The sequence below is a fragment of the Geodermatophilus sp. SYSU D00814 genome, assembly GCF_054050055.1.
This window is the reverse complement of record NZ_JBJGYP010000047.1, coordinates 1-21,482: the sequence shown is the minus strand read 5'-3', so window position 1 is coordinate 21,482 and position 21,482 is coordinate 1. Positions and strand designations below refer to the sequence as shown.

Sequence of the window (21,482 nt, the reverse complement as noted above, 5' to 3'; positions counted from 1 at the left end):
CGCCCGCCCCCGCCCCCGCCCCCCCCCCCCCCCCCCCCCCCCCCCGCCGCCGACACCTGTGGTCCCCGCCGCTCGTCCCGCGTCGCCGTCCCGTCGCCGGTCACCTCCGCGTCGTACCCGCCCGGCCGTCCCGGCACCCGTTTCCCGTGGTCGGGAAGGAGGTACCGCCCCCGGGGACGCGACCGAGGAGGAGCCGTGGCCGACGACGACAGGGACACCGTCCGCAGGGAGTTCGGCGAGGCGGTGAACATGAGCGCCGCGGAGCTGGAGAGCTGGCTGCAGACCGACGAGTCGCAGTCGGTCGGGCAGAAGAGCGGCGGGTCGGGGGAGTCGACGGGACACGAGTCCGGCCGCCGGATCGTCGAGCTGCTGCGCGCGGAGGAGGGCGACCTCACCGACGACGACTACGCGCACATGCGCAAGGTCCACGGCTACGTCCAGCGGCACCTGGCGCAGGAGCCGCAGAAGGAGGACGTCGAGACGTCGAGGTGGCGCTACTCGCTGATGAACTGGGGTCACGACCCGCTGAAGAAGTGATGCGCATCGACGACCCCCGGCGCAACGACCCCGCGCAGTACGACGAGCTGGCCGACCAGTGGTGGGAGGCCTCCGGCGGCTTCGCCATGCTGCACTGGTTCGCCGCCTCGCGCGCCGAGCACATCCCGCAGGCAGCCCGCCCCGGCGCCCTGCTGGTCGACCTCGCCTGCGGCGGCGGGCTCATGGCGCCGTACGCCGCCCGGCTGGGCTACCGGCACGTCGGGGTGGACCTGGGGGCGGCCGGGCTCGCCGTCGCCGCCGGGCACGGGGTCCTGCCGGTGCGGGCCTCGGTGCTCGCCGTCCCGCTGTGCGACGGGTGCGCCGACGTCGTCGTCGCCGGGGAGGTCCTCGAGCACGTCGACGACGACGTCGCGGTGCTGGCCGAGGCGGCCCGGCTGCTGCGCCCGGGCGGGACGCTGGTCCTCGACGCGATCGCCGCCACCCGGCTGGCGGAGGTGATCGCGGTCCGCATCGCCGAGCGGCTGCCGGGCGGGCCGCCGCCGGGCATCCACGACCCCGCCCTCTTCGTCGACCGCCGGCGGCTGCTGACCGCGGCCGACCGGCTGGGGCTGGACCTGCGGCTGGTCGGGCTGCGCCCGTCGGTGCGCGACGTCGTCGCCTGGCGCCGGGGGCGCCGCGACGTCGTCCGGATGCGGCCGCTGCGGACGACGGCCGTCATCTTCGCCGGGTACGGCCGCAAGCGCGCCGCCCCGCCGAGCGGCGGGCCACCCCTCCGGGAGCGGGTCGCGACCCCCGGCCGTACGGTCGGGTCGTGACCCCGCACGTGAGCAGCCCGTTCGTCCCGGGGCCGCGCGGGTGAGCGCCGCGGTCCTGACCGGGGCCGGAGCGGCGCTCCCGACGACGCTGGACCAGGACGCCGCGTGGGAGGGCTTCTTCGCCCGCCACTACGCCGGCGTCCGCGCCGCCCGCCGCATCTGGTCCAGCGCCGGGGTGCGCACGCGGCACGCGGTGGCCAACCCGGTCGACGAGGACCTCAGCTCGTGGGGCACCGGGGCGCGCATGGCCCGCTACGTCCAGGAGGCGCTGCCGCTGGGCAAGCAGGCGGTCGCCGGGGCGCTCGACGCCGCCGGGCTTGCGCCGGGCGACGTGGGCCTGTTCGCCGTCGCCACCTGCACCGGCTACGCCACCCCGGGCCTGGACATCCGGCTGGCCAGCGACCTCGGCATGCCGCCCGGGCTGCAGCGCCTGCTGGTCGGGCACATGGGTTGCTACGCGGCGATCCCGGGCCTGGCGGCGGTCGGCGACTTCGTCACCGCCCGCTCCCGCCCGGCGGTGCTGCTGTGCTGCGAGCTGACCAGCCTGCACGTGCAGCCGGCGCAGCGGGACCTCGACCAGGTGGTCGCGCACGCGCTGTTCTCCGACGCCGCCGCGGCCGTCGTCGTCGAGCCCGGCGCCGGGCGCGGGCGGCGGCTGGCCGGGGTGGTGGCCCGGACCGACCCGTCGACCGCCGACCACATGACCTGGGACGTCACCGACCTCGGCTTCCGCATGGGGCTGTCCCCCCGCGTCCCCGACGTGCTCTCCCGCCACGTCGGCGACGTGGTCGCCGAGTTGCTCGAGGGGGCCGGCCTGCGGGTCGAGGACGTCGCCGGCTGGGCGGTGCACCCCGGCGGCCCGCGGATCCTCGACGTCGCCCGGGACGAGCTCGGCTTGACCGAGGAGCAGATCGGCGCCTCGCGCCGGGTGCTCGCCGAGCACGGCAACTGCTCCTCGGCCACCGTGCTGCTGGTGCTGCAGGAGCTCGCCGACGTCGACGGCCCGGTGGTGGCCATGGCCTTCGGTCCGGGACTGACCCTGTACGCAGCGTTGCTGCTGCCCGTCTGACGCCCCGCGGGGCCCACGTCGGCGCTACCCTCTGTGACCGCCGAGACGGTCAGGGAGGGGAGGCACCCGTGGCCGCTGTCCCGCGCTCGATCCGCGTGTTCCTCGTCGACGACCACGAGGTGGTCCGCCGCGGCGTCGCCGAGCTGCTGGAGGACGACCCCGCGCTGGTCGTCGTCGGCGAGGCCGGGACCGCCGCGGAGGCGCTCGCCCGCGGTCCGGCGGTCCGCCCCGACGTCGCCATCGTCGACATGCGGCTGCCCGACGGCGACGGCGCCGACGTCGTCCGCGCGCTGCTGGAGCGGGTGCCCGGCTGCTCCTGCCTGGTGCTGTCCAGCTACGCCGACGACGACGCGGTGGCCGCGGCAGTGGCCGCCGGCGCCGCCGGGTACCTGGTCAAGCAGGTCCGCGGGGCCGACCTCGTGTCGGCCGTGCACACGGTCGCGACCGGCGGCACGCTCGTCGGTGCCCCGGGGCGCCCGTCCCGGGACGGCGCCGACCGGCGGCTGGCCGGGCTCACCGAGCAGGAGCGCACCGTGCTCGGGCTGATCGGTGAGGGGCTCACCAACCGGCAGATCGGCGACCGGATGGGCCTGGCCGAGAAGACGGTGAAGAACTACACCAGCCACCTGCTGGCCAAGCTCGGGCTCGAGCGGCGCACCCAGGCCGCGATCCTCGCCACCGAGCTGCGCGGCCGGCGTCCCCGCGGCTGAGCGGCCGGCCCGCCGGCCTCAGGCGCCGCCGGTCCGCGGCGCCCGCCAGGTCACCGCGGTCCCACCCCGGTCACTGGCGACGGTGAGCGTGCCGCCGCGGCGCCGGGCGCGCTCCTCCAGGTTGGCCAGGCCGCTGCGGACGGGGACCGCGGGCAGCCCCCGGCCGTCGTCGGCGACCGATGCCGTGACGTCGTCCCCGGGGGCCGAGCCGGCGTCCACGGTGACCCGGACCAGGGTCGCCGCCGCGTGCCGGACGACGTTGCTCACCAGCTCGCGCACCACCGCCAGCAGGTCGTGCGCCAGCGCGCGGGACAGCCCGTCGACGTCGCCGCGCAGCTCCACCCGGCGCTGCACCCCGGAGCCCTCGGTCACCCGCGCCACGACCTCGGCCAGCCGCCGTCCCAGCGCCGCCGGCGGCGCCTCGCGGTCGTGCAGCTCGAAGATCGCCGAGCGGATCTGGGTGATCGTCTCGTCGAGCTCGTCGACGCTGCGCTCCACCCGGCGGGCCGCGTAGGGGTCGACCTCCCCGAGGGAGCGGGCCACCCGGTCGAGGCTCAGCGCCGTCGCGTAGATCCGCTGGACGACGTGGTCGTGCAGGTCGCGGGCGATGCGCTCGCGGTCGGCCTGGACCTGCAGCTGGCGCTCGCGGCGCTGGCTGCGGGCCAGCTCGAGGGCCACCGCGGCCTGCGCGGCGAAGGCGGCCAGCGCGTCGAGGACCTCGGCGTCGAAGGGCTCCCGGTCCGCGGCGCGCAGGCACACGATCGTGCCGATGGCCGGGCCGAGCGGGACGACGACGGCCGAGCGGGCACCGGTGGTCAGCTCCACCGCCACCTCGGCGGGCCGCCCCGGCCCGGGCCCGGCGCGCACGTCGTCGAGCAGTTCCGCCCGACCCGAGCGGTGGACGCGGCCGACGTGGGTGCCCTCCACGGGCACCCGCACGCCCTCGAGGTCCGCCGACGCCGGGCCGGTCGCGGCGACGATGGTCAGCGCGCCGGGGTCGTCCTCCTCCGGGACGAGCAGCCCCGCGCCGTCGGCGTCGCTGAGGTCGGCGGCCCGGCGCACGAGCGTCTGCAGGACCTCCTCGAGCGCGCTGCCCGACAGCAGGGCGGTCGACACCTCGGTCGCCGCCTGCACCCACGCCCGCCGCCGCTCGGCGACCTCGGCCCGGCGGGCGTTCTCGATGGCCAGCCCGGCGACCGCCGCCAGCGCCAGCACGGCCTCCTCGTCGGCCGGCGTGAACGACCCGCCGGAGCGCTTCTCGGTCAGGTAGAGGTTGCCGAAGACCTCCTCGCGGACCCGCACCGGGACGCCCAGGAACGACGCCATCGGCGGGTGGCCCTCGGGGAAGCCGACCGAGGCCGGGTGCGCCCCGAGGTCGTCGAGCCGCAGCGGCACCGGCTGGTCGACCAGCAGGCCCAGGATCCCGGCGCCCGCGGGCGGCCGGCCGATGCCCGCCTGGGTCGCTGCGTCCATGCCGACGATGACGAAGCGGTCGACCCGCCGGCCGTCGCGGGAGAGCACCCCGAGGGCGCCGTAGCAGGCGTCCGCCCGTGCCACCGCGGCCTCGACGATGGCGTGCAGCGTCGCCTCCAGGCGGCCGCCGGCGGCCACGGCGCGGACGGCGGCGGCGAGGGCGGGCTCGCCGGCCGGGACGTCCTCGGGATCGGGCGGGGTCAGGGCCCGTCCGGAGGAGGCCGGGCGGAATCGAGGGGCGCTCACGCGCCGGAGGCGAGGCGACGGCCGGGGAAGCGCGGCGCCACCGGGCGCAGGAGGGTGCGGCCGCCGGCGCCGACGAGCACCAGGTCGCCCCCACGGGCGGCGGTGCCCAGCGCGTCGAGCAGCGGCCGGTCCACCGCGACGGTGCGGACGCGACCGCTCACGCCGGTCTCGGCGATGGCCCGCACCACCGCGGCGTCGGCCCGCGCGAGGGCGGCCTCGCGGGCGTCGACGTCGGAGGGGCGCTGACCGGGCAGGGGGTCACCGGCGGGCGGCTCGACGGCGGCCACCGCGAGCACGGTGCCCTCGCGGCGGGCGGCCTCGCGCAGCGCCCACACGAGGGCGCGGTGCCCGGTCGGGGAGCCGTCGACGTCGACGACGAACGACGGCCCGGGACGGCGCGGCAGCAGGGGGAGCAGCCGGATCGGCTCGACAGGAGGCTCGACGGGCGGATCGGCGGCCATATCCGGATACTGACCGGCTCCTGCCCGATCGGACAGGGCCCAAGGGCCCGGTCAACGGAACTCATCCGGACGGATGGCCGGTCAGCGCGCCGGTCACCACCGTGGTCCCGTCCTCCTCGGGCGGCGCGGTGCCGGCCCGCAGGCCCGCCCGCGCGAGCACCGCGGCGAGCACCGGGGCCTGGTCCTCGCCGACCTCCACCAGCAGCACCCCGCCGGGCGCCAGCCAGTCCGGTGCGCCCGCCGCGATGCGCCGGTGCACCGCCAGCCCGTCGCCGCCGCCGTCCAGGGCCGTGCGCGGCTCGTGCAGCCGGGCCTCGGGCGGGAGCAGGCCGATCGCGGCGGTGGGCACGTAGGGGGCGTTGGCGACCAGGACGTCGATGCGGCCGCGCAGCCGGCCGGGCAGGGCGTCGTAGAGGTCCCCGCCGTGCACCGTCCCGCCGACCGGGCCGAGGTTGCGCCGGGCCCACGGCAGCGCCGCGGGGTCGACGTCGGCGGCGTGCAGCTCGGCGAGGTCGACGGCGGAGGCCAGCGCCAGCCCGACCGCGCCGCAGCCGCAGCACAGGTCCACGGCGACCGGCCGGCGTCCCCGCACGGCGCGGGCCGCCGCCACCGCCCGCGCGACCAGCGCCGCGGTGCGCTGGCGGGGCACGAAGACGCCCGGGCCGACGGCGACCCGCAGCCCGCAGAACACGACGGCGCCGACGAGGTGCTCCAGCGGCTCGCCCGCGACGCGGCGGGCGGTCCGGGCGGCGAGGTCGGCGGGACCGGCGGCGGCCTCGACGAGCAGGCGGGCCTCGTCCTCGGCGAAGACGCAGCCGGCGGCGCGGAGCCGGGCGACGAGGTCGGCGAGGGCGCCGGGCGGGAGCTCGACGGGCAGCGGGGCCTCCGGGAGTCGGGGGGACCCGCCCACTGTGGACCCCGACTCCGGTGCCCGTGCCGCAGGGTGGGCCGTCGCGACGGGGGCGGGTCGCGACGGCCCGGTCCCGGCACTACGCCGTGAGCGTGGCCAGCGCCTGCTGGATGGCGTCGGTGACCACCTTGGGCTGGCTGACCATGATCACGTGCGAGCCCTCGGCCTCGGTGATCGTGGCCCCGGCGCGCTCGGCCATGCGGCGCACGACGTCGCTGCCGGCGGCGCGGTCCCCGGTCGCGACGACCGCCCAGGAGGGCAGGCTGCGCCACGCCGGGGTGCCGGTGCGCTCGCTGAACCCGCGGGCGGAGATCGGGCGCTGGGTCGCGGCCATGACGCGCGCCTGCTGCTCGGAGACGTCGGCGGCGAACGCGTCGTGGAACTGCTCGGGGTCGATGGCGAGCTCGACCTCGGTCTGCCCGCCCTCGCCGGGGTACTGCCACTGCTGCAGCGCCGAGTTCAGGACGCTGTCCCGGGAGTCGGCCTCGATCTCCTGCAGGGCCTCGCCCTCGTCCGGGGCGAACGCGGCGACGTACACGAGGCCGACGACGTTGCCGGCCCGCAGGGCGGCGTTGGTGATGATCGCGCCCCCGTAGGAGTGGCCGACGGCCAGGACGGGGCCGGGGATCTGGCCGAGCGCGCTGCCCACGTAGGCGGCGTCGTGCTCGATGCCCCGCAGCGGGTTCGAGATCGCCTGGACCCGTACCCCCGCGGTGAGCAGCTGGGCGACCACGTCGTTCCAGCCGGAGCTGTCGGCGAACGCGCCGTGGACGAGCGCGACGGTGGGGGCCGAGCCGGTGGCGGACGGTGCCTGGGTCATGGGGGTCTCCTCCTGGATCGACGGACGCAGGACGAGCCTGGGGACCGGCGCGGGGCCGGGCATCGGTCGTTCGACTCTGCGCCCGTCGCTCCCGGCACCCGGGACGCGCCGCTCTCGCGAGGCGAGCGGCCCGCGCCGGGGACCGGCCCGGAGGAGGGGCCGTGCCGCCGTCCGCGGACGGGGTGAGTCATCTGACTCAGGCGAGGGAGCGGGCCCGGCCGCAGGGCGCGCAGCTCGACGGCGTCGACGCCGGAGACCACCTCCGCGGCGACCAGCCGCCCGACGACCGGGGCCAGGGTGACGGCCGAGTGCAGGACCGCCAGGTGGACGCCCGCCACCCCGGGCAGGGGGCCGATGACCCGGCGACCCGTCGGCCGGCACCGGTCGCGTGCCCACCCGGACGCCGGCCGGGCGGACGCCGTCCGCGCCGGTGGAGGTGGCGGCGATGCGCTCGCGTGCCTCCTCCCCGGCGCGCCGCAGGTCCTCCCGGGTGGTCCCACCGTCGACCACCCGGGCCACCAGCAGGTCGCCGCCCGCGGCCTGGCGGACCTCCAGGCGAGGAGTGACGACCAGTGTGCGGACCAGTCCCGGAGGAGCGGTCAGGCGCACCAGCAGCGCCGGCGAGCCGACGATCCCGGCGCCGACGACCACGACGTCGGCCGTGCGGTCGGCCACGTGTCACCCTCCCGCGACACGCGCCGCGGCGGCAGGGGAGAGGAGGGGAGGTGCCGCGCACCGCGGCCGGAGAGCGGGTGACGAGAATCGAACTCGCACTGTCAGCTTGGGAAGCTGATGTTCTGCCATTGAACTACACCCGCGGTGGCCCGGAGGCCGCACTCAGCCTAGCAAGGCCGCCCGGCGATCGGTCAGGCCCGGTCACCCCTCCGGGCGGGGGCTGCGGATGGTCACCGTGGTGCCGGCCGGGCCGGGGACGGCGGTGACGTCGGCGACGGCGCTCATCAGCATCGACCCGCGGCCGCGGTCCATGCTCGACGTCCGCTCCCGCCACTGTCCGGTGTCGTGCACCGCGATCTCGACCTCGCCGTCGCGCACCGCCACCCGGACCTCGATCACCGGCTCGGTGGGGTGCTGGGCGTGCTCGATCGCGTTGGTGGCCGCCTCGCACGCGGCCAGCACGAGGTCGTAGGCCCGCGCGTCGTCCAGGCCGGCCTCGGCCAGCAGCGCGGCCAGCCGCCGCCGCAGCGGCGGGATCGAGCTCGTCCGCGACGGGAAGCGCCAGGTCTGCGCCACGCCGTCCCCGTCCTGCCCGGCCGGCGCCGGTGCCGGCGGGACCGACGGCAGCCCGGCCCGCCCGCCGGGGCGGGGGCGTGGCGGCGGAGGCGCCGACGGGCCCGGCCGGACGGCGGCGGCAGCCGGCGGCGGCCCGGCCTCCCGCCGGCCCCGGGCGCGCTCGAGCACCGCCCGCAGCCGGCCGAGCAGCTCGGCGGACTCGAACGGCTTGGGCAGGTAGTCGTCGACCCCGGCGTCGAAGCCCTCGACGGCCGCCTCCTGGCCGGCCCGCGCGGTGAGCATCACGACCGGCACGGCTCGGGTGGCGGGCTCCGCGCGCAGCGCCTTGAGCAGCGCGAAGCCGTCCAGCCCCGGCATCATCACGTCGGTCAGCACGACGTCGGGCGGTGCGGCGGCCGCGTCGGTCAGGGCCCGCGTGCCGTCGGCCGCCGTCCGCACCACCCACGACGGCGACAGCAGCCGGGTCAGGTACGCGCGCATGTCGGCGTTGTCGTCGACGACGAGCACGGTGCCCAGCGGGCCGGCCGGGTCGGCGGTCCGGGCCCGCCAGCCCAGGTCGTCGTCCCACGGGGTGAGCGCCGCCGCGCGCACCGGAGCCGTGGTCGGCGGGGGAGCCGCGTCGGTGTCCGGCTCGCCGGCGGGCAGCCGGACGGTGAAGGTGCTGCCCTCGCCGGGCCGGCTCTCCACCCCGACGGTCCCGCCGTGCAGCTCGACGAGCTCGCGCACCAGGGCCAGGCCCAGGCCGGTGCCCTCCCGGCTGCGCGCGGGGGAGTCGGCGACCCGGTGGAACCGGTCGAACAGGTGCGGCAGCTCCGCGGCGGGGATGCCCACGCCGGTGTCGGTGACCCGCAGCACCACGTCGTCGTCCTCGGCGGTGAGGGCCACCGTGATGCCGCCGACGAACGTGTACTTGACGGCGTTGGCCACCAGGTTGAGGACGATCTTCTCCCACATGCGGGGGTCGACCGCGGTGGGCCGGCCCAGCGGGGGGCAGTCCACGGTCAGCGTCAGCCCGGCCCGCTCGGCGGCCGCGCGCAGCACGCCGGCCAGCTCGGCGGTGTCGGCGGCGAGGTCGGTGGCCACCCGCACCGGCGCCGTCCGCCCGGCCTCGATGCTCACGAACTCCAGCAGGTCGTTGACCAGCCGCTGCAGCCGCTGGCCGTTGCGCAGCGCGAGGGTCAGCTGGTCGTGGACGGCCGGGGGGAGGTCCGCGCCGGACTCGGCGAGGGCGTCGGTGATCGGGCCGAGGAGCAGCGTCAGCGGCGTGCGCAGCTCGTGGCTGACGTTGGCGAAGAACGTCGTCTTGGCCCGGTCGAGCTCGGCCAGCGCCTCGGCGCGGGCGCGCTCGCTGGCGTAGGCGCGCGCGTCGGCGACGGCGCCGGCGACCTGCCCGGCCAGCAGCTCGTGGAAGGTGCGGTACTCCTCGTCGAGCGCCCGGGCCGGGCTGACGCCGACCAGCAGCGCGCCGACCGGCTCGCGACCCGCGCCGGCGGTCAGGGGCAGCACCACCGCCTCGGTGACCGGGTCGGCGAACGGCCCGCCGCTGACGCCGAGACCGGCGACGGCGACGTCGCCGAGGTGCGCGACCCCGCGGGCGGCCTCGGGCAGCAGGCCGGGGTCGACGCCGACCGTGGCCGCGCGCCGCAGCCGCGGCCCGCCGTCCTCGGTGAGGTAGACCGCGGCGAAGGGCACGTCGAGCGGGTCGGTGGCCAGTGCCGCGCAGACGCCGACGGCGAGGTCGCGCTCGTCCTCGCGGCGGCCGGCGGCCGTCGACACCTCGTGCAGCAGCTGCTGGCGCCGCTCGGCCACGACCTGGCCGGTGACCTCGGTGCACACCCCGTGCATGCCGGCGACCTCGCCGTCGTCACCGAAGGCCGGGGCGTGGGAGACGGTGAAGTAGGTCTCCTCGCGGTAGCCGGCGCGCTCCAGGAGCAGCAGCAGCTGCGGGATCCAGGACGCCTCGCGGGTGGCCATCGCCCGCTCGACCGGCTCCTGCAGCGCCGCCCAGCCCTCGGCGAGGGTGATCCGCAGGTCCTCCCCGAGCGCGGCGGGGTGCTTGGCGCCGATGAGCGTGGCGTAGGCGTCGTTGTAGAACTGGGTGTACTCCGGGCCCCAGGTGAGGATCATCGGGAAGCGCGAGACCAGGACCGTGCGGATGGCGTAGCGCAGGCTCGCCGGCCAGGTGTCCACCGGCCCGACCGGCGTCGCCGACCAGTCCAGGTCGGCCATCAGCCGGCCGTTCTCGCTGCCGCCGGCGAACACGTCCTCGACGGCCGGCGCCCCGGTGCCGCGGGCCCCGGTCCCCACGGCGGGCTCCGGGGCCACGCACACCTCCCGGACACGGCGGCGCCGGCGCAGGGGGGAGCCCACGGCGGCGTCAGGACCTGGTGGCCGCACCGGCCACCGACTGCGTGCACGGTACATCCGGCAGCTGGGAGCCCGCCGGGTCCGTCCCCCGGCCGGGGTGCCCCCTCACCGGCGCATCTCGGCGAGGAACCCGGTGGCTTCCGACCGCAGCCGCTCGGCCATCTGGGACAGGCCGGTGACGTCGGTGCCCGCGGTCCCCAGGGACGCCGTGCCGTCGACCGCCGCGGCGATGCCGTCGACGAGGCCGTTCATCTCGCCCACCGTCGTGCCCACCGAGCCGATGACGGCGGTGACCTCGTCGCAGGCGGCGCGGATGGCCTCGACCTGCGCGGTCACCCGCTCGGTGGCCCGCGCCGTCTGGTCGGCGAGGTCCTTGACCTCCGAGGCGACGACGGCGAAGCCCGTGCCGGCCTCGCCCGCCCGCGCCGCCTCGATGGTGGCGTTGAGCGCCAGCAGTCGGGTCTGCGCGGCGACGGACTCGATGAGCGCGATGACCTGGCGGATCTCCGCGGAGGTGCGGGTCAGAGAGGTCAGCGTGGCCGAGGCGTCGCCGACCGCGCCGGTCGCCGCCGACGACGCCGTCGTCAGGCCCGCAGCTGAGGCGCTCATCTCCGTCGCCGCCGTCGCCACCTGCTCGCTCATGGCGAGGACGACGGACTCGAAGTCGTCGGCCAGCCGCAGCCGCGAGGTCTGTGCGTCGGTGACCCGCGCGGCGGTGGTCCGCATCGCGTCGCGCGCGGTGTTGATGTCGGTGGCGGCCTGCCGGTAGGCGCCCTGCAGGCCGGTGCGGAGCACGCTGCGGTGGTACCGGCCCTCGGCGGCGGCGGTCAGCGCGGCGCGGGACTCGCGGACGAAGGCGTCGCTGACGTCGAGGGCCCGGTTGACGCCGTGCTGCAGCGCCACGAGGTCGGGGACGGCCTCGGAGCCGGGGACCGGGACGGCGCGGGCCTCGAGGTCGCCGCGGGCGGCCGCCTCGCAGGTCTCGGTCAGCCGGCGGACGAACGCGCGGACGACCTCGAGCTCGCCGGCGTCGGTGCGGGTGCGGCCCACGTCAGTCCTCCTCCTGGCTGATGACCGACCACACGAGGTCCTCGTAGGACGCGGCCTGCTCGGCGACGAGCCGGTGGAGCAGCGCCGAGGACGCCGCGACGGCGGCGCGGGCGGTCGGGTGCCGGCGCTCCTCGGTGAGCAGCTGCCGGTACAGCGGGCGGACGCGGTCCAGCGCCCGGCGGGAGGGCCGGCGCCGGTTGGAGTGGTAGCCGACCACCGCGCCGTCGGGGCCGTGGGACGGCGTGACGTGCGCGAGCACCCAGTAGGAGGCGCCGTCGGCGGCGAGGTTCTGGATGTAGGCGAACAGCTCGCGGCGGGCGGCGAGGGTCTCCCACAGCAGCGAGAACACCGCGCGCGGCATGTCGGGGTGCCGGATGAGGCTGTGCGGCTGCCCGACGACCTCGTCGAGGGAGTAGGCGCCGACCCGCAGGAAGACGTCGTTGGCGTAGGTGATGACCCCGCGGCCGTCGGTCTTGGAGACGATGAGCTCGTCGGCCCCGAAGGACCGCTCCTCACCGGTCGGCCGCACGGCGGCCCGGCGGGGACGGGGGACCGCGGTCCGGGGGTGGGTGTCCAGCAACGCGGTGTCCTCCTGCGTCGGTCGGTCGTGCCCCGGGTATCGGCACGAGCCGCCGGGACACGATCCGAGAGGGACAGGTCGGGACCAAGGTCCCGACGGGCGGTCCGCGGGGCCGGCGCGGTCGCGTCCCTAGACTCCGCGCCATGCTGCTGTCCGACCGCGACATCCGCGCCGCGATCGCCGAGGGGCGGCTCGGCATCGAGCCGCACGACGCGGGGCTGGTGCAGCCCTCGAGCATCGACGTCCGGCTGGACCGCTACTTCCGGGTCTTCAACAACGCCCGGTACACCCACATCGACCCCGCGCAGCAGCAGGACGACCTCACCACGCTGGTCGAGCCCGACGGTGACGAGCCGTTCGTGCTGCACCCGGGCGAGTTCGTGCTCGGCTCCACCCTCGAGGTGGTCTCGATCCCCGACGACCTGGCAGCGAGACTCGAGGGGAAGAGCTCGTTGGGCCGTCTCGGACTGCTCACGCACTCCACGGCGGGCTTCGTCGACCCGGGGTTCTCGGGCCACATCACGCTGGAGCTGTCCAACGTGGCCAACCTGCCGATCACGCTGTGGCCGGGGATGAAGATCGGCCAGCTGTGCCTGTTCCGGCTCACCGGCCCGGCCGAGCACCCCTACGGCTCGGCGGTCTACGGCTCCCGCTACCAGGACCAGCGCGGCCCGACGCCGTCGCGGTCCTTCCGCAACTTCACCCGCGCGGAGACCCGGCGGCCGCCGGGCTGACCGCCGCGGGCGACCAGCCGGGCACCTCGTCGTCGACGTACCGGTCCCGGGTGACCAGCCACCCGGTGACGGTGAGGCCCACGGTGGCGACGGCGATCAGCACGAACATGCCGCCGTACCCGCCGGTGGCCCCGCGGAGCACGCCGACCAGCAGCGGGCCGGCGCCGGCGAGGACGTAACCCCACCCCTGGGTGACCGTCGAGAGCGCCGACACCGTCTCCGGCGTCCGCGCGCGCAGGCCCAGCAGCGTGAGCACCATGGAGAAGGTCCCCATGCCGACGGCGAGCACGCTCATCCACAGCCACGGCATCGTGCGCGGCGCCAGCCACAGCCCGGTCCAGCCGACGGCGTAGCAGGCCATGAACCCCAGCAGCAGCGGCCGCTGCCACCGCTGCCGCACGGTGAGCGAGGGGACGACCGCGTTGACCGGGATGACGACGATCGAGTTGATGCCGAGCAGCAGGCCGGCGGTCGCGGCGCTCAGGCCGGAGTCGCGCAGGTACTGCGCCGACCAGCCCATCACCACGTAGGCCTGGGTCGCCTGCAGGCCGAAGAAGGCGGCGAGGGTGAGGGCCAGCGGGCTGCGCAGGAGCGGGGCCATGCGCACCGACCGGTGGCTGCCGCGGGAGGCGCCCGGCCGGCGCGGGGTGACCAGCCAGGGCAGCGCGGCGGCCAGCGCGAGCACCGCCCAGATGCCCAGCGCCCAGCGCCAGCCGTCCTGCCCGAGCGCGGCGGCGATCGGTGCGGTGCTCACCGCCGCGACCGCGCCGCCGATGGCCATGCTCGCGCTGTAGGCGCCCACCAGCAGGCCGGTGCGCTCGGGGAACCAGCGCTTGACCAGGCCGGGCAGCAGCACGTTGCCCAGCGCCCCGCCGACCATGGCCAGCGCCGTCCCCACGAGGAACAGCGGGAAGGAGTCGACGACGGCGCGCAGCACCAGCCCGGCGGCCATGGTCGACAGCGCGCCGGCGAGCACGTGCGCGTCGGGGAACCGGGCGGCCAGCGGGGGGCCGGCGAAGCCGATGAGGGCGAAGCACAGCACCGGCATGGTGGTCACGACGCCGGCCGCGGCGCTGGAGACGCCGAGGCCCGCCTCGAGCTCGGCGAGCACCGGCCCGACCGAGCTGACCGCCGTCCGCAGGTTCGCCGCGGTCAGCACGATCGCCACCGCGACCAGCACCAGCCCCCGGCGTCGCTGGGTGGCGTCCGGGGCGGTCGGGGGAGCGGCGGCCGTGCGGGTCACCGTTCGATGGTGCGCTCCACCGGGTCCCCGTCCGCAACCGGGTGCACTGTGCAACCAGTCACGCCGGGCAACCGGTCACGCCGGTCAGGCGCGCAGCTCCGTGCGGGCGGTGGTCTGCACCCGCGGGACGATCTGCGGGACCCGCCGCCAGAGCACCCGCTGCAGGGCCAGCGTCACCACCGCGGCGGCGACAATGCCGACCAGGTTGATGCCCAGCTGCAGCGCCGCGCGGGCGAACTCGTCGCCGCTGCCGAGGGCCAGCGACACCGCCATGTCCGCCGCGGCCGGCACCGTGGTCACCGAGATGAAGACGCCGACCAGGGCGGCGCTCTTGGCCGAGGTCAGCGACAGCACGCCGGCGATGCCGGCGAGCACCGCGACCACCAGCGACCAGTGGTCGGGCTCGGTGATGAAGACGGTCTGTGGCCGGGCCATGGTGAGCACCTCGGGGCCGAACCAGCCGAGCAGCCGGCCGGTCAGGGTGACCAGCGTGGTCGCCGCGATCGCCACGAGGAAGCCGACCCCCAGCGCCCGGCCGGCCGCCCGCGCGACCGAGCGCCGGCCGTGGACGAGGGCGACGGCCAGCCCGGCCAGCGGGGCGAACTCCGGCCCGAGCACCATCGCGCCGATCAGCAGCACCGCGGAGTCGTTCACCACCGCCACGGCGGCCAGCAGCGTCGCGATGGTGAGGAAGGCCAGGTAGGACACCGACAGCGACGAGTCGGCCGCCGTCGTGCGCACCACCTGCTCCCAGACGACGGCGTCCGAGCCGTCGCCGGGTGCCGCCTCCTCCGCCCGCTCCGCGCTGGCCGACACGGCGGTGTCCACGGCCTCGACGGTGATCCCGCCGTCCCGGTCGACGTGCAGCTCCCGCAGCCCGGCCACGAGGGCGTCGGCGGACTCGCGGGCGACGTCGGCGAGGACGAGGTCACCGGGCGGGCTGACCGAGGCCCCGGGGACCACGGCGAGGTGGGCGGTGCCGGGGCAGCGGTCGAAGAGGTCGCGGACGTCGTCGGTGCGGTCGGGCGGGACGGTCACCCGCAGGTGGAGGAGCACCGGGGGTTCCTACCGCAGCCGGTGACCCCGTGGGACGACGGACGCCGCCGGCGAGGAGGGTTCCTCGCCGGCGGCGTCCGTCGGGGTGGTGCGGGTGCGGGCGGCTAGGCCTGGCCGTGGCCCGTGGCGGCCGAGCCGGTGCCGGCGACGTCGTCGGACGTGCCGACCTCGGCGCCGTGCTCGGTGCCTGGGGTGCCGACCGGGGCCATGGAGCGCAGCAGGATCTGGCTGACGTCGAGGACCTCGACGTGCTCGGCCGCCTCGCCGTTCTGCTTCTTCGACGTCAGGGCGTCCGACAGCATCGTGATGCAGAACGGGCAGGCGGTGGAGATGACGTCGGGGTCGAGGCCGAGGGCCTCCTCCGTGCGCTCCACGTTGATCCGCTTGCCGATCTTCTCCTCCATCCACATGCGCGCGCCGCCGGCGCCGCAGCAGAAGCCGCGGTCCTTGCAGCGGTGCATCTCCTGGGTGGAGAGGCCCTGCACGCTGTCGAGGATCTCCCGCGGCGGCGTGTAGACCTTGTTGTGCCGGCCGAGGAAGCACGGGTCGTGGTAGGTCACCTTGCGGTCGACCGGGGTGACCGGCGTGAGCCGGCCCTCCTCCACGAGCTGGCTGAGCAGCTGGGTGTGGTGCACGACCTCGTACTCGCCGCCGACCTGCGGGTACTCCCGGCCGAGGGAGTTGAAGCAGTGCGGGCAGGTGGTGACGATCTTGCGGGTGCCCGGCACGCGGCCCTCGAAGACGCCGTTGAGGGTCTCGACGTTCTCCTGCGCCATCATCTGGAAGACGAACTCGTTGCCCATGCGGCGGGCCGGGTCGCCCGAGCAGGTCTCGCCCGACCCCAGGACGGCGAACTCGACGCCGGCGGTGTGCAGCAGCTCGGCGACGGCCTTGGTGACCTTCTTGGCGCGGTCGTCGATGGCGCCGGCGCAGCCGACCCAGAACAGGTACTCGACCTCGTAGGGCAGCGGGCCGTCGGCCATCCGCACCTCGAAGTCGACCTCCTTGATCCAGTCCTCGCGGGTGCTCGGGCTCACGCCCCAGGGGTTGCCGCGGTTCTCGAGGTTGCGCAGCATCACGCCGGCCTCGGACGGGAAGTTGGACTCGATGAGGACCTGGTAGCGGCGCATGTCCTCGATGTGGTCGACGTGCTCGATGTCGACCGGGCACTGCTCGACGCAGGCGCCGCAGTTGGTGCAGCTCCACAGGACGTCGGGGTCGATGACCCCGCCCTCCTCGAGGGTGCCGACCAGCGGGCGGTGCGCCTGGGCGTCGTTCGTGCCCTCGATGCGGGCGTAGCCCGACGCCCAGACCTGCTCGTCGCTGGGCTTGAGGACGTCGAAGTCCGGTGCGGTCTCGCTCGCCGTCTTCGCGCCGAGCAGGTACGGGGCCTTGGCGTAGAGGTGGTCCCGCAGGTCCATCACGACCATCTTCGGGCTCAGCGGCTTGCCGGTGTTCCAGGCCGGGCACTGGCTCTGGCACCGCCCGCACTCGGTGCAGGTGGTGAAGTCCAGCATCCCCTTCCAGGTGAAGTCCTCGATCTTGCCGCGACCGAAGACGTCGTCCTCGCCCGGGTCCTCGAAGTCGATCGGCTTGCCGTTCGAGGTCATGGGCTGCAGCGGGCCGAGGGCGACGCCGCCGTCGTCCTGCCGCTTGAAGTAGATGTTCGGGAAGGCGCTGAAGCGGTGCCAGGCCACGCCCATGTTCAGCGTGCGGGCGAGCACGACCAGCCAGACCAGCGAGACGACGATCTTGACGAACGCGACGACGCTGAGCAGGTCCGGGCTGTCGGGCAGCACGGTGGCCAGCAGGCCCGAGACCGGGTGCGACCAGGCCGGCGCCTCGGTGAGGTCGGAGGAGATCTTCAGCGCGCGGATGAGCAGGATGCAGACGCCGACGACGAGGACGACGGCCTCGACGAAGTAGCCGCGGCCCTCGTTGGAGCCGGCGAAGCGGCTCGCGCGGCCCTGGCGGCGCGGGTGGTCCTTCTGGCGCCGGTAGATCAGGTAGAGGATCCCGAGGATCGTGCCGGTGCCGATCACGTCGGCGAAGAGGTTCCACAGGCTCCACTCGCCGATCAGCGGCAGGTGGAAGGCCGGGTTCCAGACCTCGCCGAAGGCCTCGACCAGGGTGAGGAACAGGCCGTAGAAGCCGACGAACACGAACCAGTGGGCGGCGCCGATGGCCGACCACTTGAGCATCCGGGTGTGGCCGAGCGACTCGACCAGGAGTGTCTTCATCCGCGGGCCGAAGGGCCCGAACCGGGTGCTGTCGGCCTGGCCGGTGCGGATGATGCGGACCATCGCCCGGACCGCCCGGTAGGCCAGGACGACCGCCACGATGAGGAACAGCACGCTGATCGTGCCGAGCACGACCTGCAGGGGGCCCGTCATGATTCCCTCTCCCCACGCCAGGCGGCGTCGGTTGGTCCGTCCGCACGGACGGCGCGAGAGGGGTCTCGCCGCCGTCGTCGACCGGCCTGCGGACCGGCGGCGGATCGCGCGCGGGCGCCTGTGCCCACGCGACCCAGCACGATAGCTGCGCGAGAGCAGGTTACCCGCCGGTAACCCGGGGCGCCGCGCCCTCCTCCGACGCCGTCGACGGTGCTCACCGCCCACCCGCTGCCGGGGTGACCGGCCCGTTCTCCTGCGGCGGCCGGCCCCGGGCGCGTCGCCGCAGGTCGGGCGCGGGCCGCGACGGTGACCGTCCTCACCCGGGGTGTCGGGCCCGGGCCATGATCAGGTGACCTGGTCGTGCCGCGTCCTGGCTCACGGTGGGCGGTGAGCCCGGACGCGTCATCGTGAGCCAGGACGGCGGCGGGTCCCTGTCCACAGATGCCGTGCGGGCCTCGGGCGAGCGTCTCGGAGGTCGGAGACTGCGGCCGTGCACCCGGATCTGGAACGGATCGCGTCCGCCCGGCTGGGCGTGTTCACCGCTCAGGAGGCCCTGCGCGCCGGCTACCGCCCGGACGAGATCCGCACCGAGCTGAGCCGTGGGCGCTGGTGCTGGCTGCGGCGGGGGGTGTACATCCGCGCCGCGGACCTCGAGGTGGCGACCCGGGATGCCCGCCGGCACGTCGTCGACTGCACGGCCGTCCTCGTGTCCCTGCGTCCCGGACCCGTCGTCAGCCACGCATCGGCCGCGCGGGTGCACCGGCTGGTCGTGCCCCGCGGCGTGGACGACGTCGTCCGGCTGACCGACGTGGCCCAGTGGCGCCGCGGGCGGGGCTACGTCGTCAGGCGGGCGTCGCTGCCGCCCGGTGACGTCGGTGACCTCGCGTCGTTCGGTGTGACGACGCCGGCGCGGACGCTCGTCGACTGTGCCCGTGAGTGGGACCTCGTGGACTCGGTCGTGGCCCTGGACGCGGCCCTGCACGACGGGTTGGTCACCCGCCACGAGGTGCGCGCGGCGGTGCTGCGGGCCACGCACTGGGTCGGGATCGGGAACGCGGCCCGGGCGCTGGGCCTGGCCGACGGAGGGGCGGAGTCGCCGCTCGAGACCCGCGGACGGCTGGCGTTGCTCGGGGCCGGCCTGCCGACCCCGGAGCTGCAGGTCGAGCTGCACGGTCCGCGGGGTCTCGTCGCGCGCGTCGACGCCTGGTACGAGGACGCCGCCGTGGCGATCGAGTTCGACGGTCGGGTCAAGTACGTGGACCCGATCGACGGGCGGCACCCCGGAGAGGTGCTCTGGCGGGAGAAGCGCCGTGAGGACGCGATCCGTGAGCTCGGGGTGCGCGTCGTCCGGCTGGCGCAGGACGACGTCGTCCCGTCGCGGCGGGTGGAGCTCGCCCGCCGCATCGCCCCGTTGCTGGCCGCTGCGCCAGCCGGCCCCCGGCGCTTCTCCGTCGTCCGCAGACCCGAGGGCCCGGCCGCTGACGTCGACCGGTCGTCCCGGCCGGCGTCCTAGCTCACCTCCACGCGTCCTGACGCACCGTCGGCGCCGAGCCAGGACGCAGCACGATCAGGTCACCTGATCGTGCGCGGATCGGCTCGGACACGTGTGACCGGGGTCACGAGGACGGGACGCCCCGACCCCGGGAACACCGGCGCGAGGAGTGCCGTTAGGGTGGGCAGGAAAGTTGAGTGGACCCCGCGCAAGGCGGACACCCAGCTCGCCGCACGACCCAGCACAGCACCCGCACGCACACGGAAGAGGAGCCAGCTCCATGGCACGAGCGGTCGGTATCGACCTCGGGACCACCAACTCCGTCGTCACCGTCCTGGAGGGCGGCGAGCCGACGGTCATCGCCAACAGCGAGGGCTCGCGCACCACGCCCTCGGTCGTCGCCTTCGCCAAGAACGGCGAGGTCCTCGTCGGGCAGTCGGCCAAGAACCAGGCCGTCACCAACGTCGACCGCACCATCCGGTCGGTCAAGCGCCACATGGGCACCGACTGGAAGACCGGCGAGATCGACGGCAAGCGCTACACGCCGCAGGAGATCAGCGCTCGCATCCTGCAGAAGCTCAAGCGGGACGCCGAGACCTACCTGGGCGAGCCGGTGACCGACGCGGTCATCACCGTCCCGGCCTACTTCGAGGACGCGCAGCGCCAGGCCACCAAGGAGGCCGGTGAGATCGCGGGCCTCAACGTCCTGCGCATCGTCAACGAGCCGACCGCGGCCGCGCTGGCCTACGGCCTGGACAAGGGCGAGACCGAGCAGACGATCCTCGTCTTCGACCTCGGCGGCGGCACCTTCGACGTCTCGCTGCTCGAGATCGGCGAGGGCGTCATCGAGGTCAAGGCCACCGCCGGTGACAACCACCTCGGCGGCGACGACTGGGACGAGCGCGTCGTCAAGCACCTGGTGCAGACGTTCAACGCCCAGAACGGCATCGACCTGTCCAAGGACAAGCTGGCCATGCAGCGGCTCCGCGAGGCCGCCGAGAAGGCCAAGATCGAGCTGTCCGGCGCGCAGTCGACCAACGTCAACCTGCCCTACATCACCGCCGGGGCCGAGGGCCCGCTGCACCTCGACGTCACGATCACCCGCGCCGAGTTCCAGCGCCTCACCCAGGACCTGCTCGACCGCGCCCGCGCGCCGTTCAACCAGGCGATCCGCGACGCCGGCGTCTCCGTCGCCGAGATCGACCACGTCGTCCTGGTGGGTGGCTCCACCCGCATGCCGGCCGTCTCCGACCTGGTCCGCGAGCTGACCGGCGGCAAGGAGCCCAACAAGGGCGTCAACCCCGACGAGGTCGTCGCCATCGGCGCCGCGCTGCAGGCCGGTGTCCTCAAGGGCGAGGTCAAGGACGTCCTGCTCCTCGACGTCACCCCGCTGTCCCTGGGCATCGAGACCAAGGGCGGGATCATGACCAAGCTCATCGAGCGCAACACCACGATCCCGACCAAGCGCTCCGAGATCTTCACGACGGCCGACGACAACCAGCCCTCGGTGCAGATCCAGGTCTTCCAGGGCGAGCGCGAGATGGCCATGTACAACAAGAAGCTCGGCATGTTCGAGCTGACCGGTCTGCCGCCGGCGCCGCGTGGCGTCCCGCAGATCGAGGTGGCCTTCGACATCGACGCCAACGGCATCGTGCACGTCCACGCCAAGGACCTCGGCACGGGCAAGGAGCAGTCGATGACCATCACCGGTGGCTCGGCCCTCCCGAAGGAGGACATCGAGCGGATGATGCGCGACGCCGAGGCCCACGCCGAGGAGGACAAGCGCCGCCGCGAGGAGGCCGAGACCCGCAACCTGGCCGAGTCGCTGCAGTACCAGACCGAGAAGTTCCTGGCCGAGAACGGCGAGCGCATCCCGGCCGACAAGAAGGAGGAGCTCGGCGAGGCCCTGACCGAGCTGCGCTCCGCCCTCGGCGGCTCCGACATCGCCGCGATCAAGTCGGCGCAGGAGAAGGTCGCCCGCATCTCGCAGGAGGTGGGCGGGGCGCTCTACGCCCAGCAGGCCGAGGCCGGCGCCGCCGGCACCGGTGACGGTGCGCCCGGCGCGGCCGGCGGCGCGGGTGCCTCGGCGCCCACCGGTGACGACGACGTCGTCGACGCCGAGATCGTCGACGAGGACAGCGACCGCCGATGAGCCAGGGGGACGAGCAGCCGCGGGTCGTGATCCGTGACAAGCGGCGGATCGACCCCGTCAGCGGCGCGGTGCGGGGGCCGCCCCGCCACCACCCCCCCCCCGCCCCCGCCCGCCCCGCCCCCCCCCCCCCACCCGTCCAACCAACCCCACCGGGAGCCCATG

At 75.6% G+C, this 21,482-nt stretch carries 17 protein-coding genes and 1 tRNA gene; 7 read left to right on the top strand and 11 right to left on the bottom strand.

Annotated features, from left to right (window positions below; all coding sequences use genetic code 11):
• Positions 1-195 precede the first annotated feature (195 nt).
• From ACI780_RS23030 to ACI780_RS23015, 4 genes are all read left to right on the top strand, one after another.
• Positions 196-537 (top strand): DUF3140 domain-containing protein, encoded by a 342-nt coding sequence (locus ACI780_RS23030; RefSeq protein WP_456869962.1) that lies wholly within the window; start codon positions 196-198, stop codon positions 535-537.
• Entirely contained in the window at positions 537-1,313 is a 777-nt protein-coding gene (locus tag ACI780_RS23025; protein ID WP_457005908.1) for a methyltransferase domain-containing protein, read from the top strand. The genes ACI780_RS23030 and ACI780_RS23025 overlap by 1 nt, the downstream gene beginning before the upstream one ends.
• 40 nt (positions 1,314-1,353) lie before the next feature.
• Positions 1,354-2,382 carry a type III polyketide synthase gene (locus ACI780_RS23020; RefSeq protein WP_456869964.1) on the top strand — a complete coding sequence of 343 codons (1,029 nt, stop codon included), beginning with the start codon at positions 1,354-1,356 and terminating at the stop codon, positions 2,380-2,382.
• Between the two features lie 68 nt (positions 2,383-2,450).
• Positions 2,451-3,092: a response regulator transcription factor gene (locus ACI780_RS23015; protein WP_456869965.1), complete on the top strand. Its 642-nt coding sequence runs from the start codon at positions 2,451-2,453 to the stop codon at positions 3,090-3,092.
• 18 nt (positions 3,093-3,110) lie between these two features.
• Here the strand turns inward: ACI780_RS23015 and ACI780_RS23010 are convergent, their stop codons facing one another.
• The 8 genes from ACI780_RS23010 to ACI780_RS22975 all read right to left on the bottom strand — a co-directional run bounded on the left by ACI780_RS23010 (position 3,111) and on the right by ACI780_RS22975 (position 12,250).
• Entirely contained in the window at positions 3,111-4,811 is a 1,701-nt protein-coding gene (locus tag ACI780_RS23010; protein ID WP_456869966.1) for a GAF domain-containing protein, read from the bottom strand.
• On the bottom strand, positions 4,808-5,272 hold the full coding sequence (locus ACI780_RS23005; protein WP_456869967.1) for a universal stress protein: 465 nt from the start codon (positions 5,270-5,272) through the stop codon (positions 4,808-4,810). The genes ACI780_RS23010 and ACI780_RS23005 overlap by 4 nt, the downstream gene beginning before the upstream one ends.
• A gap of 61 nt (positions 5,273-5,333) precedes the next feature.
• A complete protein-coding gene (locus ACI780_RS23000; protein WP_457005907.1) occupies positions 5,334-6,182 on the bottom strand; it encodes a putative protein N(5)-glutamine methyltransferase in 849 nt (282 codons plus the stop codon).
• A gap of 79 nt (positions 6,183-6,261) precedes the next feature.
• Entirely contained in the window at positions 6,262-7,002 is a 741-nt protein-coding gene (locus ACI780_RS22995) for an alpha/beta fold hydrolase (protein WP_456869969.1), read from the bottom strand.
• A 747-nt stretch (positions 7,003-7,749) separates the two neighbouring features.
• Positions 7,750-7,820 (bottom strand) — tRNA-Gly (locus tag ACI780_RS22990).
• A 58-nt stretch (positions 7,821-7,878) separates the two neighbouring features.
• Complete coding sequence (locus tag ACI780_RS22985) at positions 7,879-10,578, bottom strand: ATP-binding protein (RefSeq protein ID WP_457005906.1); 2,700 nt, start codon at positions 10,576-10,578, stop codon at positions 7,879-7,881.
• A gap of 147 nt (positions 10,579-10,725) precedes the next feature.
• A complete protein-coding gene (locus ACI780_RS22980; protein ID WP_457005905.1) occupies positions 10,726-11,670 on the bottom strand; it encodes a methyl-accepting chemotaxis protein in 945 nt (314 codons plus the stop codon).
• 1 nt (position 11,671) lies between these two features.
• Positions 11,672-12,250: a PAS domain-containing protein gene (locus ACI780_RS22975; RefSeq protein ID WP_457005904.1), complete on the bottom strand. Its 579-nt coding sequence runs from the start codon at positions 12,248-12,250 to the stop codon at positions 11,672-11,674.
• A 143-nt stretch (positions 12,251-12,393) separates the two neighbouring features.
• On the opposite strand from ACI780_RS22975, the gene dcd reads away from it, so the two are divergent.
• Positions 12,394-12,984 carry a dCTP deaminase gene (gene dcd, locus ACI780_RS22970; protein ID WP_456869974.1) on the top strand — a complete coding sequence of 197 codons (591 nt, stop codon included), beginning with the start codon at positions 12,394-12,396 and terminating at the stop codon, positions 12,982-12,984.
• Here dcd and ACI780_RS22965 read toward each other — a convergent pair.
• The 3 genes from ACI780_RS22965 to ACI780_RS22955 form a co-directional block, all read right to left on the bottom strand.
• Positions 12,950-14,227 carry an MFS transporter gene (locus ACI780_RS22965; protein ID WP_456869975.1) on the bottom strand — a complete coding sequence of 426 codons (1,278 nt, stop codon included), beginning with the start codon at positions 14,225-14,227 and terminating at the stop codon, positions 12,950-12,952. The genes dcd and ACI780_RS22965 overlap by 35 nt on opposite strands.
• Before the next feature lie 84 nt (positions 14,228-14,311).
• Positions 14,312-15,283, bottom strand: coding sequence for a DUF389 domain-containing protein (locus ACI780_RS22960; protein ID WP_456869976.1), 972 nt, complete (start codon positions 15,281-15,283; stop codon positions 14,312-14,314).
• Positions 15,284-15,387: 104 nt separating this feature from the next.
• A complete protein-coding gene (locus ACI780_RS22955; protein ID WP_457005903.1) occupies positions 15,388-17,676 on the bottom strand; it encodes a heterodisulfide reductase-related iron-sulfur binding cluster in 2,289 nt (762 codons plus the stop codon).
• Between the two features lie 490 nt (positions 17,677-18,166).
• On the opposite strand from ACI780_RS22955, the gene ACI780_RS22950 reads away from it, so the two are divergent.
• Positions 18,167-19,189 (top strand): hypothetical protein, encoded by a 1,023-nt coding sequence (locus ACI780_RS22950; protein ID WP_457005902.1) that lies wholly within the window; start codon positions 18,167-18,169, stop codon positions 19,187-19,189.
• 259 nt (positions 19,190-19,448) lie between these two features.
• Complete coding sequence (dnaK, locus tag ACI780_RS22945; RefSeq protein ID WP_456869979.1) at positions 19,449-21,320, top strand: molecular chaperone DnaK; 1,872 nt, start codon at positions 19,449-19,451, stop codon at positions 21,318-21,320.
• The last annotated feature ends 162 nt before the right edge of the window (positions 21,321-21,482 follow it).